Origin of the sequence: Paenarthrobacter sp. NPDC089988, assembly GCF_044748465.1 — a bacterium.
Classification (GTDB): domain Bacteria; phylum Actinomycetota; class Actinomycetes; order Actinomycetales; family Micrococcaceae; genus Arthrobacter.
The window spans coordinates 1-13873 of sequence record NZ_JBIVGD010000018.1 but is presented as its reverse complement, the minus strand read 5'-3'; the positions used below and the strand labels follow the sequence as shown (position 1 = coordinate 13873).

Genomic DNA, 13873 nt, shown 5'->3' with positions numbered 1-13873 from the left:
CGGCCGATTCGTGGGTTCGCTGCAGGGTGTGCCGGGCGCACGGCATGATCGGCAGCGGGGCATCGAAATGGCCGACGGTGTTGCGTCGTCCACCGTTCGTTTAGACGACCCGCTGTCCATTCGACGACTCCTGCCGTCTAGTGCACAGGAAGCCGTCGAAGGGGGCTCGGCTTCGAGCCCCCTGTTCGGCGGTGTACCTGGTGTCGTCGGGACAGGCGTTGGCGGTGGCCGAAGTGGTGCTGTGCTCGCTGGAGTTGTCCAGGGCTCAGGGATGTCCAGTGGGGTGGGCTCCGCAGCGGCGATGTCTGCTGGTGGCTCCTTGGCCGGTTTGGGCTCAGATGTCGACGCTTCGTCCGGCCGATTCGTGGGCTCGCTGCGGAATATGCCGGGCGCACGGCATGATCCGCAGCGGGGCATCGAATCGGCCGACGGTGTTGCATCGTCCAACGGTCGTTTAGACGACTCCCTGTCCATTCGACGACTCCTGCCGTCTAGTGCACAGGAAGCCGTCGAAACGGGCTCGGCGGTCGTAGCCGACCCCGGCACGGCCGTCGCTCAGCCAGCCACTCCGGGAGTCGAGGCAGCGCCTCAGCCAAGCGCCGCCGTCGTGCACCCCAGCGGGAAAGCGGCACCGGGCCAAACCGCGCCGGGTCAACCCGGGCCGGAGGGCTCCCACCATGCCCGGGCTGCTCTGGACCAAGCTGCGCTCGTCCAAGCCGCACCGGACCGGGCTGCACTGGACCAAGCTGTACTCGTCCAAGCCGCACCGGACCCGGCTGCTCTGGACCAAGCTGTACTCGTCCAAGCCGCGCCGGGTCAGTCCGGGCCGGAGGGCTCCCACCATGCCCGGGCTGCTCTGGACCAAGCTGTACTCGTCCAAACCGCACCGGGCCAAGCAACACCAGTGCAACCCACACCAGCACAGCCCACGCAGACCCAGCCCCCAAACCCGGGACAGCTGCACCAACAATCACTGAACCACCCGCCCCTGAACCACCAGCTCGCCCAACCCCTGTTCGAGTTGGCCTCAGCCAAGCCCGGGGAGCACGTGATGACGCTGCGCGTGTCGCCGGAGGATTTGGGGCCGCTGACTGTGCGGGCTCACATCGACCACGCGGGCGTGCGGATCGAGCTGTTCGCCGCGGGGGACGCCGGACGGGAAGCGGTCCGCCACGTGCTGCCGGAACTCCGTCGGGGCCTGGAGGACGCCGGGGCCACACTGAACCTGTCGTCGCAGGACAGCCCGCAGGACAGTCCCCACGACAACCCGCAGGATGCCCCTACGGACAGGGGAGACCAACGGCGCCACGAACCGGTTTTCCAAGCACAGGCGCCCCAAAACGTCGCAACCGGACGTGAACCGGAGCAACCAAAGCATGACCCCGAAACCAACCGGCTCGACATCCTCGTCTGACGCAAAGGAGAGAACAGCATGACCGTCCAAGCCATACCCAGCGCGGTACAAGCCACCACCGGCCAAACCGTGCGCAAGCCCGTCCAGACGATGGATTCCGAGGTCTTCATGCAGTTGCTGGTAACGCAGCTGAGGTACCAGGATCCCAGCGCGCCGATGGACACCAACCAGATGATGAGCCAGTCGGTCCAGTTGTCCATGATGGAGAAAATGACCGAGCTCACGGCAGGTTCCAAGGAGAGTTTCTCGCTCCAGATGCGCACGGCTGCGGCCCAGATCATCGGGACCACGGTGGACTACGCGCTCGCCGACGGAACCAAGGGGTCCGGCGTTGCAACCTCAGTGTCCTTCGCTGACGGAGTTCCGCTGGTCAGCATCGGCGACAAAAAGGTCCCGCTGGACAACATCACCGGCATCACCGCCGGGACACCAACCGCCTAAACACCCGCCGCCTAAACACCCTGAACACAGCACAACACACAGACCCCCGAAGAAAGGCAACACCATGCTCCGTTCGCTGTACTCCGGAATTTCCGGCCTCCGCGCCCACCAGACCATGCTCGACGTCACCGGCAACAACATCGCCAACGTCAACACCACGGGCTTCAAGTCCTCGTCCGCGCAGTTCCAGGACACCTTGTCGCAGATGACGCAGGGCGCCGCGGCACCCCAGGAAGGAACGGGCGGCTCCAACCCCGCCCAGGTGGGCCTGGGTGTAAGGGTGGCCGGCGTGAGCACCAACTTTGGCCAGGGCTCGTCGCAGAGCACCGGCCGCGGCACGGACCTGATGATTTCGGGCGAGGGCTTTTTCGTGACGGCAAAGGGAACGCAGCAGTTCTACACCCGCGCGGGCAACTTCCAACTGGATGCGGCCGGCCGTTTGACCACGCCCGACGGCGGCATCCTCCAGGGCTGGTCCGCCGCCAATGGCGCGGTGAACGTGGGAGGACTCACTGGTCCGATCACGCTGTCCCCGAACACTACTGCTCCTGCAGTGGCCACCACGGCCGCCTCACTGGGCGGCAACCTGCCTTCGGACGCAGCCGTGGGCACCTCGCTGGAGCGCCAAGTCAAGGTATTCGACGGCAACGGTGCTGAGCGCGCACTCACGCTCACGTTCAGCCGCACGAACACGGGCTGGAGCGTTGCCGGTGCCGACGCCAACGGTGCCACGGGTTCGGGTGCCCTGACCTTCACTAATGGTGCCCTGACGTCCGGCGGCTCATTGAACGTGGGCGGGATCAACGTTGATCTAGGCGCGGTCACCGGGTTCGCGCAGCTGAACACCCTGACGGTAACGGGCCAGAACGGCGCCGAGGCCGGCAAGCTAGAGTCGTTCACCTTGGCTGCCGACGGTTCCCTGGTGGGCGCCTTCAGCAACGGCAGCACCCAGGTACTGGCCAAGGTGGCGCTGGCCAAGTTCACCAACGCCGAGGGACTGGAGAGAGCCGGCGGCTCGTCCTACGTTGCCACGGCCAACTCCGGCGCAGCCCAGCTCGGTGTCCCCGGCGACGCAGGCTTGGGCTCACTCACCTCCGGTTCCTTGGAGATGTCCAACGTGGACCTGTCCCAGGAGTTCACCAACCTGATTGTGGCCCAGCGCGGCTTCCAAGCGAACGCCCGCATCATCACCACCTCGGACGAGGTCCTGCAGGAACTGAGCAACCTGAAGCGTTAACCGGCAGCGGATCCTGCCCCCATGCCAACCCGCATGGACCAACAGGGCAGGATCCGCTAACGCTCCGCCCTTCCCGGCCGACAGTAGGAAGTACAGCCATCCCAAGCCAAAGCAGAACAGCACATGATCGTCGTCACCCGCCTCAACGGCACACGCTTCGCCGTCAATCCGGACATCCTAGAACGGATCCATGAAAGTCCGGATACGCATCTGGTGACGCTCGACGGCGCCGCTTACGTGGTGCGCGAATCGCTGGTTGAGGTGGTGGAACTGATCGCTGAGTACCGGGCAAGTGTGCTGCGGCGGGCACAGGACCTCCCGCGGGTGGCAGGTTACCCACTCAGCCTGGTGCCCCAGGCGAACGAACAACACGACCCCCGAAACGGAAGGTAGCCCGTGACAATCTTCGGTCTGCTGCTCGCCTTTGCCTCCGTGGTGGTCATGGTCACCCTGGAGCACGCCAACCTGATGTCCCTGCTCCTGCCGGCTCCCATGGTGCTGGTTTTCGGGGCAACCATTGCCGTGGGGTTGGCCGGCAACACCCTCCCGGACGTCATCCAGTCCTTCAAGCAGGTCCCCAAGGTCTTCATGGGCAAGCCGGCCAAGGCCAGCGCGAGCATCGATGAACTGGTCCGCTTGGCGGAGAAAGCCCGCGGCGAGGGTTTGCTGTCCTTGGAGGAGGAAGCCAACAACGCCAAGGACCCGTTCCTTGCCCGCTCCCTGCAGAACATTGCCGATGGCACGGATGCCGAGGAACTCCGCCTCCTCATGGAGGACGAGATAGATACCCGCATGCGCGCCGACCACGTGGCCTCCAAGTTTTTCGCAGCCTTGGGTGGCTATGCGCCCACCATCGGCATCATCGGCACCGTTGTGTCCCTGACCCACGTGCTGGAGAACCTGTCCTCGCCGGACCACCTGGGCCCGATGATCGCCGCAGCCTTCGTCGCTACCCTGTGGGGCCTGCTCTCGGCCAACTTCATCTGGCTCCCCATCAGCGCCAAGCTCAAGCGCCTCTCCGAACTTGAGGTGGAGCGGATGAACCTGCTCATGGAGGGCCTGCTCGCGGTGCAGAGCGGTACCCAGCCGCTGCTCCTGGCGGAGCGCCTCCGCGCCATGGTTCCGGCGGATGCCAAGTCCAAATCCAAGGGCACCAAGGACAAAGCGGACGACGGCGGCAAGACCGGCAAGCTGACAGCGTCAAGGGCCGCATGAGGCAGCGCAGGAAACGTGGCGCGCAACTCGAAGAGCACCATGTGGACGAACGCTGGATGGCGTCCTACATGGACATGGTCACGGTGCTCATGTGCATGTTCATTGTGCTCTTTGCCATGTCTTCCGTGGACCAGATCAAGTTCGAGAAGCTCCGAAATTCCTTGGCCACGGGCTTCGGGACGGAGATCAGCCAGAAGGTGGACACAGCCAGCGGCGTGGTTGTCCCGGGCGAACTGACTACCTCCAATGGTGAAGGATTCTCCCCACTGGACCTGGCCACGCAGGAGGTCAACAAACTCACTGCCTTGCAGGGGGCCATGCAGACCCAGCTTCAATCCCAGGGTCTGGATAAGAACGTCGAGTTCGTAGTGGGTGAGCGTGGCCTGACCGTGAAACTGGTGGGCTCGCAGACGTTCTTCCAGCCGGACATGCCGGACCTGACACCCAAAGCCATTCAGATCCTCACGGCCATCGCGCCGACCGTTGTCGGTTCCGGGCTCGAAGTGATGATCGAGGGCCACGCGGCCAAGGGGTACACCGCCTACGCCTCCACGTGGGAACTGTCCGCGGCGAGATCGGTGAACGTCCTCCGGTTCTTCGTGGACCAGTCCGGAATGCCGGCAGCCAAGATCGGGGCTGTCGCCTTCGGCTCGGCACGGCAGGTGACGGACGACTCCACCGAAGAGCTCATGGAACTGAACCGGCGCGTGGACGTGGTGCTGGTGTCGAACCGGCCGGAGGATATCCGCGCGCTCATCCCGCAAGCCATCGAGGCGCAGACGCATGACTCGGCGGCTGCGGCCAAGGCAGCGAAGTAGGCAGGAACGAAGTAGGCAGGAACGAAGTAGGCCGGAAACAGGGGATAAAACAGCCTTACACGGGCAATTTACCTGCCGATAGTGCCATCCGTGGGAGATCAGCAAGATCGCGCGGCCGAACGCCAGCGCACTGTGGACGTCTATGACTTCCGCAGGCCCACAACCCTGCCCCGCCAGCACAGCCGTGTCCTGGAAGTGGCTTTCGAGACCTTCGCCCGGCAATGGGGCACCCAGCTCACGGCCAAGGTCAGGCTGAAATCCACGGCCACGCTGGAGCAGTTGAGCATGCAGAGCTACGACGAGTACTCCGCTTCCCTTCCCTCGGTGACCTCCATGGTGCTGTGCCGGATCGAGGACAGCGATTCCCGCCTGGTGATCCAGTTCCCGGCAACGGCGGCCTTGTCCTGGTTGAGCCGCATGCTGGGTGGCTCTGCGGACACGGCCGTGCCCGAGCGGAAGTTCACGCAAATCGAGCATGCCCTCGTCTCCCGCATGGTGGAGGAGGTCCTTGAGGACCTGAAGTACTCCCTGGGCAACCTCTTGACGCAGTCCGTGACCATGGACGGCATCCAGTACAACTCCCAGTTCGCCCAAGCGGCTGCGCCGTCCGAGCTGATGATTGTGGCCGGTTTCAGCGTGAACGTCGGCGAGACCCAGTGCGCCGCCACCCTCGCCCTTCCCGCGGACGTCCTGCTCAGCAAGCTGGGCGACGTGAACCCCACCGTCCACAGCGTGGACAACGAGGCCTTGGTCCGCACCCAGCTCGCCCAGGTACCAGTCGATGTCGCCATCCAGTTGACCCCCGCGCAGGTGACTCCCGCGCAGATCCTGGAACTCGCCGTCGGCGATGTCCTGCCGCTTCCGCACCTGGAAAACCGGCCGTTCGACGTCACCATCAACGGTACCCGCCTGGCCACTGCCGCCGCCGCCAGGCACGGCTCCCGCGCCGCCGCCGTCATTGTCACAACCGAGGAGCACCAGCGATGAGCATCACCCTGACCCTGCAGGAAGCGGCAGCCGAGCGACTGGCCCAGCACCTGCCGGCTTCGTCGCTGCTGACGGTGGCGGGGATCGTCCCCGCCGAAGCGGCCGCCGCCTACGCTTCGCCCGCGGTCACGGCGACGTTTGTGGGCGCCTCCACGGCCGACTTTGCGTTGCTGCTGGTGGACAACTCCTTCCTGGCCGCAGCCAGCGGAGCCGTGGTGGGGGCGCAGTTCTCGGCAGGCGACGTCTTGCGTCCCGCGTTGGAACAGGCAGCGTCGGCGTTCGACGCCGGTGTGCTGGGGGAGCTGCGCGAGGCAGATGCCGCGGGGCTGCTGCAGGACCCCGCCACTGTGGTCTTTGAGTTGAGCGACGGGGGAGCCCCGTTCGGTTGGTTCGCCGTCCGCGTCCGGGATAACGACGCCGGTCCCTCCCGCGGCGCCCAGGACGCCGATGTCTCTGCCCGCCTCGGCCTCATCAGCAACGTGGAGATGGCCCTGACCGTGGAGATCGGCAGGACGCGGATGTCCGTGCGTGACGCCCTGGCACTGGAACCGGGCAAGGTGATCGAGCTTGACCGTTCGGCCGGGGCTCCGGCGGACGTCCTGCTCAACGGACGCCTGATCGCGCACGGCGAGGTTGTGGTGGTGGACCAGGACTATGCCGTGCGCATCACCCGGATCCTGGACGGGGCAGAGGGAACGTTCTAGATGGATTCCTTCATCCTGGGGCTTCGGGTGGTTGTTGCCCTTGGCGCCGTGCTGGCCGTGATCTGGCTGCTGCAGCGCCGGCTCGGCAAAGGCAAGGGCCGTCGCCGTGCCGATTCCACGCTGAGCGTCGTGAGCCGCCAGGCCCTGGGGCAGAAGGCTTCCGTGGTGGTGGTGGACGCGGGAGACAAGCGGTTCCTGCTGGGCGTCACCGAGCACAATGTCAGGGTCCTGCACACCAGCGACGCTCCTGTGATGGCTGCCGAGGTAGTGGAATCCCCGCCGCAGAAGGTCATCGAGGAGCAAAGCTTCGCCCAGCTCTTCCGGCAGGCGTCGGCGGAAGCTGTTCCCCGGACTGAGTTGGTCACAGGTCAGATCCCCGTGGTCCGGCGCCGGGCGGACCTGCACCGGCGCACTCCTGCCCAGGCCCACCCCCTGCACGGTTCCATCCTTTCCGCTTCCACGTGGCGCCAGGCCTCCGATGCCTTCAGGGGACGCCGCAATTGATCCATTCCGTGTGTTCCGGGGTCTTCGGTTTCCTCCCGGCAACACAACAGCCAGCAGCATCACAACGGCCACGCCCGGCTCAGCGGGTGTGGCTGGTGGCGCTGTGGGCACTCCTGCTTGCCGTCGTCCTGGTGTGGGTTGGTACGGCTGCGGCACATGCGGCGCCCATCGATCCCACTGCTCCCACTCCGCCCACCCCGCCGGCGGCACCGGAGTCCGGCGGCAACGTCAGCATCAACATCAACGGCCTGGACGGCGCACCCTCCTCGGCGGTGGTCACGCTCATTGGGATCACCTTGCTGTCCGTGGCCCCGGCTTTGCTGCTGATGATGACCTCGTTCACCAAGATCTTCGTGGTGCTTGCCATGACCCGGAATGCCCTGTCACTCCCGGCTATTCCGCCCAACCAGGTCCTCGCTGGACTGGCCCTCTTCCTTTCCCTGTTCGTCATGTGGCCGGTGGTTTCTGACATCAATACGGTGGCGGTCCAGCCCTACCTGAACGGAGGACTGGACTTCAACGGAGCAATGTCCGCCGGGTGGACGCCGCTGCAGCACTTCATGCTGGCCCACACCCGCGAAGAAGACATCGCCCTCATGACCAGGGCCGCCAACATGGACAACCCGGCCAACCCCGAGGCCGTTCCGTTGCAGACACTGGTTCCGGCCTTCATGATTTCCGAGCTGCGGGCCGCGTTCATCATCGGCTTCGTGATCTTCATTCCGTTCCTGGTGATCGACCTCGTGGTCTCGGCGGCGCTGATGTCCATGGGCATGATGATGCTTCCGCCCGTGATGATCTCGCTGCCCTTCAAGATCCTGCTGTTCGTGCTGGTGGACGGTTGGGGTCTGGTGATCATGTCCCTGATCCAGAGTTATGCGAGCGGCTGATGGATACCAACGCCGTCCTGGACATTTGCCTCCAGGCCATGATCGTGGCCGCCAAGCTGGCCGCGCCCACGCTGGTCACCGCGCTGGTGGTTGGCCTGGCCATTTCGCTCCTGCAATCCATCACCCAGTTGCAGGAGGCCACCCTTTCTTTCGTCCCGAAGGCCGTGGCAGTAGCCATCGCCCTGGTGGTGTGCGGCCACTGGATGATCTCGGAGATGGTCACGTTCACCAATGAGCTCTTCGCCCGCATTCCCGGGCTGATCGGTGGCGCGTGAGGTGGACATCCCCATCGACCAGTCCTGGATCCAGGTCCTCTTGCTGGCCTCGGTCCGCATGACGGCCTTCCTGGTGGTGGCTCCGCCCTTTGCCCACCACGCCATTCCGGCCCGGATCAAGGCCATGCTCGGCATCGGCCTGGGCCTGGCTGTCTCGCAGCGGCTCTCCGCCGACGCCGTCCCCAAGGACACGGCGGGCTTTATCACGGCCGTCATCCTGGAACTCGTTACGGGCCTGGTCCTGGGCTTCCTGGTGATGGCCGTGTTCGCTGCGATCCAATCGGCGGGCAGCCTGGTTGACCTGTTCAGCGGCTTCCAGATGGCCCAGGCTTTCGACCCCCAAATGATGGTCAATGGCGCCCAGTTCACCCGGCTGCTGCAGATGGCTGCCCTTGCGTTGCTCTTCGCCTCGGACGGTTACCAGTTGGTCATCGGCGGCCTCACGGGCAGCTTCAACGCGCTCCCGCTGGCTGGCGGCATCGACCTCAGCAAACCGGTCGACGCGATGATCGGCGCGGTGACCGGCATGTTCATCTCCGCGGTCCAGATCGCAGGCCCGCTGCTGGTGGTCCTGGTGCTGGCCGACGTCGGACTTGGCCTCCTCACTCGCGTGGCTCCGGCACTGAACGCTTTCTCGCTCGGGTTCCCGCTCAAGATCTTCATCACGTTGGCCTTGGCCGGTTTCCTGTTCCTGGCCCTGCCGCGGCTGGTCGCGAACCTGGCAGAGCAGGCCGCAAGGACCGTATTGGGGGTGGGCTAGTGGCGGACTCACAGGAGAAAACCGAGCAAGCCACGGACAAACGCATGCGCGAGGTCCGCCAGAAGGGCCAGCTTTCCAGGTCCCAGGACCTCATGGCCTGGCTGGCTGTTGGCGGTGCCGCGGCGATGCTCCCGGCCACTATCGGCCACGCCTCCAATGCGGCCGTCGACCAACTGTTCACGGTCAAGAGCGTCATGGCCGATCCCGACCCCGCCAAAGCCATTGCCGCGCTGGAGGACGGACTGGGTTCCCTCGCCGGCATCCTCGGTCCTTTGCTCCTGGTGGTCACGGTGGTGGTGCTCGCCGGTTCCGCCCTCCAAGGCGGCATCCGTTTCAAGAACTTCCGCGCCGAGTTCGAGCATTTCAACCTGCTCGCAGGATTCAAGCGGATGTTCGGTGCGCAGGCACTATGGGGAGGTGTCAAAGCGTTGCTGAAGACCGCCGTCGTGGGTCTGGTCCTGTACACCGTGATCCAGGGGCTGATGCCCGTGCTCCTGACCGCGGGCGGACTGCCGGTGGCGGGCGTGCTCGCGGCGGCCGCAGGAGGGATCGGCGCGCTGATCCAGTTCGCGGTGGTGGCTGGTCTCATCCTGGCCGCGGCCGACATTTTCGTGGTGATGCGCCGCAACCGGAAGAAGACCCGGATGTCCAAGAAGGAAGTCCAGGACGAGAACAAGAACACCGACGGTGACCCCCTGGTCAAGTCCCACCGGCGTTCCCGCCAACTGAGCATGAGCCGCAACCGCATGATCGCCTCGATCGCGGACGCCGACGTCGTGCTGGTGAACCCGACGCACGTGGCAGTTGCGTTGAAGTACGACGCCGGCAAATCGGCACCGCGCGTCGTGGCGAAGGGGGCGGGGGTCATTGCTGCCCGCATCAGGGAGGAAGCCGAGAGCAAGGGAGTGCCCATGGTGCAGGACATCCCGTTGGCGCGTGCCCTGCATTCGGCCTGTGAACTGGGACAGGAGATCCCCGTGGAGCTGTACCGGTCGGTGGCCGCGGTCCTGGCCTTCGTGATGTCGCTGAAGAACCGCGGGACATCACGCGGAATCCATCGCATGAAGGAAGGTTTGCTGGCATGAACAACAAGTTCGCCCGGCTTTCAGTGCCGGTAGGGATCGTGGCCATCGTGCTGCTGTTGGTGGTTCCGCTGCCCGCGCCGTTGCTTGATTTCCTGATCGTGTGCAACATCCTGCTGGCCCTCCTGATCCTGCTCACCAGCATGTTCGTGAAGAAGCCCCTGGATTTCTCCGTGTTCCCGTCGCTGCTCCTCGTGGCGACGCTTTTCCGCCTGGGCCTCAACGTGGCCTCCACCAGGCTTGTCCTGGGGCAGGGGTTCGCCGGCCAGGTGATCGAGGCCTTCGGCAAGGTGACCGTTGGCGGATCGTTGATCATCGGGGCCGTGGTGTTCCTGATCCTGGTGGTCATCCAGTTCGTGGTGGTTACCAAGGGTGCCGAACGCGTGGCCGAAGTAGGCGCCCGCTTCACCCTCGATGCCATGCCCGGCAAGCAGATGGCCATCGACGCCGACCTCAACGCCGGACTCATCACGGATGCCGAAGCCCGCAAACGCCGCGCCGAAGTTTCCGCCGAGGCCGATTTCTACGGCGCCATGGACGGCGCGTCCAAGTTCGTCAAGGGCGATGCCATCGCAGGCATCATCATTATCATCATCAACTTCGTGGGCGGCATCGCGATCGGCGTGCTGCAGCGCGGCCAGGACGCTGTGGATGCCCTGAACACCTACGGTCTCCTGACCATGGGTGACGGCCTGGTCACCCAGATCCCCGCTCTGCTCATGGCGGTCTCCACGGGCATGATCGTCACCCGGTCCAACGCCGAGGAGGACATGGGCCGTACGGCGTCCTCGCAGCTGATGCAGTCGCCCAATGCATTGCTGATCGCGGGCCTTGCCGCCGCGAGCATGGCGGTCATTCCGGGCATGCCCATCCTGCCGTTCCTGCTGGTCGGAGCCCTCTTGGTGATCGCATCGCGGCGCGTGGCCGCCCAGCAGAAAGCAGCCGCGGCAGCCCAGGCAGCAGACAACGCCGCAGTGGCCGCCGAGGAGGACCCCAACGAGCGGCTCATGGAAGACATGCGCGTCCACCCCGTGGAAATCCTGCTGGCGCCGGACCTGGTGGACATCGTCTCAGGTGCCTCCGATGACCTCCTGGCCCGGGTCCGGTCCCTGCGCCACAAAATCGCCCTGGAACTTGGCCTCGTTGTCCCGCCCGTCCGGACCCGCGACGCCATGGACCTGCCGCCCTCCACCTATGCCATCCGCATCGCCGGCGTGGAAGCCGGAAGGGGAGTGGCGCCGTCGGGCAAGCTCCTGGCCCTGGGCGAATTCCTGGACGCCCTCCCCGGAACCGCAACAGTTGAGCCCGTCTTTGGCTTGAACGGCAAATGGGTCCCCACGGAAATGCGGCACAGCGCCGAAATGACCGGTGCCACAGTGATCGATCGCGTGTCCGTGCTGGTTACGCACCTGTCCTCCATCATCAGCGCCAACGCCGCGCGGCTACTCACCCGCGAGGACGTCCGCGTCCTCACCGAAGGAGTCCGCAAGCAAAGCCCGTCGGCCGTGGAAGAACTCACGCCCGCGCTGCTCTCGCTCGCCGAAATCCAGCGGGTCCTGGAGGGCCTCCTGGACGAGCAGGTCCCCATCAACGATCTCCCGCGCATCTACGAGGCCCTGGCTTTGCGGGCCAAGGCCTCCACCGATCCCGAGGCGCTGATCGAGTCCGCCCGCCACGCTCTGGGCCCCGTGCTGGCTACCAAGTACCTGGACGGCTCGGTCCTCAACGTGATCATGATCGATCCCCTGTTGGAGCAGTCCATGTTGGAGGACATGCGCCCGGCGGAGGGCGGCACCCAGATCGTCATGGGCCAGGCCAAGCTCGACGCGGTCCTGACCTCCCTCAAGTCCGCGGTGGAAGGCGCGGCTGCCACCGGACGGCAGGCGGTCCTCGTCTGCGCGCCGGCCTTGCGTCCTGCGATCCGCCGCCTTGTCGGAACTCCCGACGGCGGTGTCCCCGTCCTTTCGTACCGGGAAGTCACGTCAGCCAACATCCGGATCGAAACCGTGGGGGTGGTCCGCTTTGCAGAAGCGCTTCAAGCTTAGGGGCGCCTCGTTGGAGGCCATCCGCGAGAAGGCCCTCCAGCAGTACGGGCCGGGTGCACGGATTGTCGCCGCCGAGAAAGTGACGAATCCGGGCATTGTTGGACTGTTCGCGGCAGCACGTTTTGAAGCGACCGTGGAGGTGGGGGAAGCGCCTGCGGATTCGGCTGCGCCTGGGCCGGCCTCGGTGCCTCTGCCTGCCGCCGCGGCTGGGTCGACCGTCGCGCCTGGGCCGGCTGCTGCGCCTGGGCTGGCGGCTGCGCCTGGGTCGGCTGCCGCGCCTCTGCCGGCCGATGCCCACCAGCTTCACGGTCCGGCCATTGCCTCGCTCCTGGAACGGGCCGACGCCGCGGAGATCGAGCTCCACAAGCCGGCGCCGGTCTCCACCGCATCGCCGGACTTCGCGGGCCTTTTGGAACAGCTGGGCAAGGAGCTCGAGACGGCTCCGGTGGTCCCTGCTGCGTCTGCCGTGCTTCCGTCTGGGGTGTCCTCTCCTGCCTTGCCCCCACCGGCGGTGCCCGTCGGCGCCGGGGCCGTCCTGCCGCCGTCGGACGCTCCATCCGCCACGGTGCCGCAGCCGCTTACGGGCGACGGCAACCTCATCGTCCTCCTGGGCCTGGGCGACGACGCTTTGGGGCCCGCGTTGGAGATGTCCATTGCCGCTGGGGGTTCCGATGTCCGGACGGCCGGTGAACTGAGCGCGTTCGGCCACCTGCACGTCCAAGGGCGTCAAAGCGCGACGGCGGCACGCGCCCAAGCGGTGCTGACCGGCCAAAGCGTCGTGGTCGCCTTCGGGCTGGGGCGCGTGCGCGACGTGCCCACGCAAGCTGCCCACCTCGCGAGCCTGTCTGCCGACCAGCTCTGGGTGGTGGTCGATGCCCAACGCAAGGCCGAGGACACCAAAGCCTGGGTTCAGGGGCTGCAGTCGCTGCTGGCTGCGCAGTCAACACCTCCGGCCGACCCCGCCGGGATTGCGGCGCTGGCCGTCATCGGCGCCTCGGAAACCGCCACGCCCGAAACCGTGGACTCCCTGGGCATCCCTGTGGGCTGGGTGGACGGCAAGCCCGCGAGCACGCCCGCCCTTGGAAAGGTACATTGAATTCATGCTGGTACTGACGCGCAAGCCGGGCGAGAAGATCATGATTGGTGAGGACATTGTCATCACCGTCATGGAGGGCCGTGGCGACGGCGTGCGGATCGGAATCGAAGCACCCCGCGGCGTGTCCATTCAACGCAGCGAAGTGGTGGAGGCGATCGCGGCCGCCAACCTCGCGGCAACCCAGGCCGGTCCCGACGCCGAAGAGCTCCTGGCCAACCTCCGCCCCCCAACCCCCACCAAAGACTGACCCTCTCTCACCGCACCGCCTGTTTTCCCGCACGCTCTCTCACCTAACCGCCCGTTTTCCCGCACGCTCGTTACCTTTTTCGTAGCCTGTTTCCTGGTGCAGGATATGGGTGTGCTGGCCTGCCGGCTCCGGCATGATTTTGACGCTCTGTCGCTTGA

Annotated in this window: 16 protein-coding genes; all 16 read left to right on the top strand. The window is 65.7% G+C overall.

The window, feature by feature from the left end; all coding sequences use genetic code 11:
- A partial coding sequence (locus ACIPV6_RS18670) for a flagellar hook-length control protein FliK (protein ID WP_400272314.1) occupies positions 1–1414 on the top strand: 1414 nt, incomplete at its 5' end.
- An 18-nt stretch (positions 1415–1432) separates the two neighbouring features.
- Positions 1433–1855 (top strand): flagellar hook assembly protein FlgD, encoded by a 423-nt coding sequence (locus ACIPV6_RS18665; RefSeq protein ID WP_400272313.1) that lies wholly within the window; start codon positions 1433–1435, stop codon positions 1853–1855.
- 64 nt (positions 1856–1919) lie between these two features.
- Complete coding sequence (locus tag ACIPV6_RS18660) at positions 1920–3092, top strand: flagellar hook protein FlgE (RefSeq protein ID WP_400272312.1); 1173 nt, start codon at positions 1920–1922, stop codon at positions 3090–3092.
- A gap of 123 nt (positions 3093–3215) precedes the next feature.
- Complete coding sequence (locus ACIPV6_RS18655) at positions 3216–3485, top strand: flagellar FlbD family protein (RefSeq protein WP_400272311.1); 270 nt, start codon at positions 3216–3218, stop codon at positions 3483–3485.
- 48 nt (positions 3486–3533) lie between these two features.
- On the top strand, positions 3534–4307 hold the full coding sequence (locus ACIPV6_RS18650) for a motility protein A (protein ID WP_400272402.1): 774 nt from the start codon (positions 3534–3536) through the stop codon (positions 4305–4307).
- Positions 4304–5125, top strand: a complete 822-nt coding sequence (locus ACIPV6_RS18645) for a flagellar motor protein MotB (RefSeq protein WP_400272310.1) — start codon at positions 4304–4306, stop codon at positions 5123–5125. Before ACIPV6_RS18650 ends, ACIPV6_RS18645 begins: the two co-directional genes overlap by 4 nt.
- Positions 5126–5215: 90 nt before the next feature.
- Positions 5216–6112 carry a flagellar motor switch protein FliM gene (locus ACIPV6_RS18640; protein ID WP_400272309.1) on the top strand — a complete coding sequence of 299 codons (897 nt, stop codon included), beginning with the start codon at positions 5216–5218 and terminating at the stop codon, positions 6110–6112.
- Positions 6109–6816 carry a flagellar motor switch protein FliN gene (fliN, locus tag ACIPV6_RS18635; protein WP_400272308.1) on the top strand — a complete coding sequence of 236 codons (708 nt, stop codon included), beginning with the start codon at positions 6109–6111 and terminating at the stop codon, positions 6814–6816. Before ACIPV6_RS18640 ends, fliN begins: the two co-directional genes overlap by 4 nt.
- Entirely contained in the window at positions 6817–7320 is a 504-nt protein-coding gene (gene fliO, locus ACIPV6_RS18630; protein ID WP_400272307.1) for a flagellar biosynthetic protein FliO, read from the top strand.
- 95 nt (positions 7321–7415) lie between these two features.
- Positions 7416–8210, top strand: a complete 795-nt coding sequence (fliP, locus tag ACIPV6_RS18625; protein WP_400272306.1) for a flagellar type III secretion system pore protein FliP — start codon at positions 7416–7418, stop codon at positions 8208–8210.
- Positions 8210–8485, top strand: a complete 276-nt coding sequence (gene fliQ, locus ACIPV6_RS18620; RefSeq protein WP_397323185.1) for a flagellar biosynthesis protein FliQ — start codon at positions 8210–8212, stop codon at positions 8483–8485. Before fliP ends, fliQ begins: the two co-directional genes overlap by 1 nt.
- A 1-nt stretch (position 8486) precedes the next feature.
- Complete coding sequence (locus ACIPV6_RS18615; RefSeq protein WP_400272305.1) at positions 8487–9245, top strand: flagellar biosynthetic protein FliR; 759 nt, start codon at positions 8487–8489, stop codon at positions 9243–9245.
- Positions 9245–10330 carry a flagellar biosynthesis protein FlhB gene (locus ACIPV6_RS18610; protein WP_400272304.1) on the top strand — a complete coding sequence of 362 codons (1086 nt, stop codon included), beginning with the start codon at positions 9245–9247 and terminating at the stop codon, positions 10328–10330. The genes ACIPV6_RS18615 and ACIPV6_RS18610 overlap by 1 nt, the downstream gene beginning before the upstream one ends.
- The gene (locus tag ACIPV6_RS18605) at positions 10327–12372 is read left to right on the top strand and encodes a flagellar biosynthesis protein FlhA (RefSeq protein WP_400272303.1); all 2046 of its coding nucleotides are present in this window, start codon (positions 10327–10329) and stop codon (positions 12370–12372) included. The genes ACIPV6_RS18610 and ACIPV6_RS18605 overlap by 4 nt, the downstream gene beginning before the upstream one ends.
- Positions 12350–13468, top strand: coding sequence for a hypothetical protein (locus tag ACIPV6_RS18600; protein ID WP_400272302.1), 1119 nt, complete (start codon positions 12350–12352; stop codon positions 13466–13468). Before ACIPV6_RS18605 ends, ACIPV6_RS18600 begins: the two co-directional genes overlap by 23 nt.
- Positions 13469–13472: 4 nt before the next feature.
- Positions 13473–13715 (top strand): carbon storage regulator, encoded by a 243-nt coding sequence (locus ACIPV6_RS18595; RefSeq protein ID WP_400272301.1) that lies wholly within the window; start codon positions 13473–13475, stop codon positions 13713–13715.
- Positions 13716–13873 lie beyond the last annotated feature (158 nt).

Excerpts from the sequence above, each read along its gene's own strand:
- ACIPV6_RS18665 (WP_400272313.1), top strand. The coding sequence starts at position 1,433 with ATGACCGTCCAAGCCATACCCAGCGCGGTACAAGCCACCACCGGCCAA.
- ACIPV6_RS18660 (WP_400272312.1), top strand. The coding sequence starts at position 1,920 with ATGCTCCGTTCGCTGTACTCCGGAATTTCCGGCCTCCGCGCCCACCAG.
- ACIPV6_RS18655 (WP_400272311.1), top strand. The coding sequence starts at position 3,216 with ATGATCGTCGTCACCCGCCTCAACGGCACACGCTTCGCCGTCAATCCG.
- ACIPV6_RS18650 (WP_400272402.1), top strand. The coding sequence starts at position 3,534 with ATGGTCACCCTGGAGCACGCCAACCTGATGTCCCTGCTCCTGCCGGCT.
- ACIPV6_RS18645 (WP_400272310.1), top strand. The coding sequence starts at position 4,304 with ATGAGGCAGCGCAGGAAACGTGGCGCGCAACTCGAAGAGCACCATGTG.
- fliN (WP_400272308.1), top strand. The coding sequence starts at position 6,109 with ATGAGCATCACCCTGACCCTGCAGGAAGCGGCAGCCGAGCGACTGGCC.
- fliO (WP_400272307.1), top strand. The coding sequence starts at position 6,817 with ATGGATTCCTTCATCCTGGGGCTTCGGGTGGTTGTTGCCCTTGGCGCC.
- fliQ (WP_397323185.1), top strand. The coding sequence starts at position 8,210 with ATGGATACCAACGCCGTCCTGGACATTTGCCTCCAGGCCATGATCGTG.
- ACIPV6_RS18605 (WP_400272303.1), top strand. The coding sequence starts at position 10,327 with ATGAACAACAAGTTCGCCCGGCTTTCAGTGCCGGTAGGGATCGTGGCC.
- ACIPV6_RS18595 (WP_400272301.1), top strand. The coding sequence starts at position 13,473 with ATGCTGGTACTGACGCGCAAGCCGGGCGAGAAGATCATGATTGGTGAG.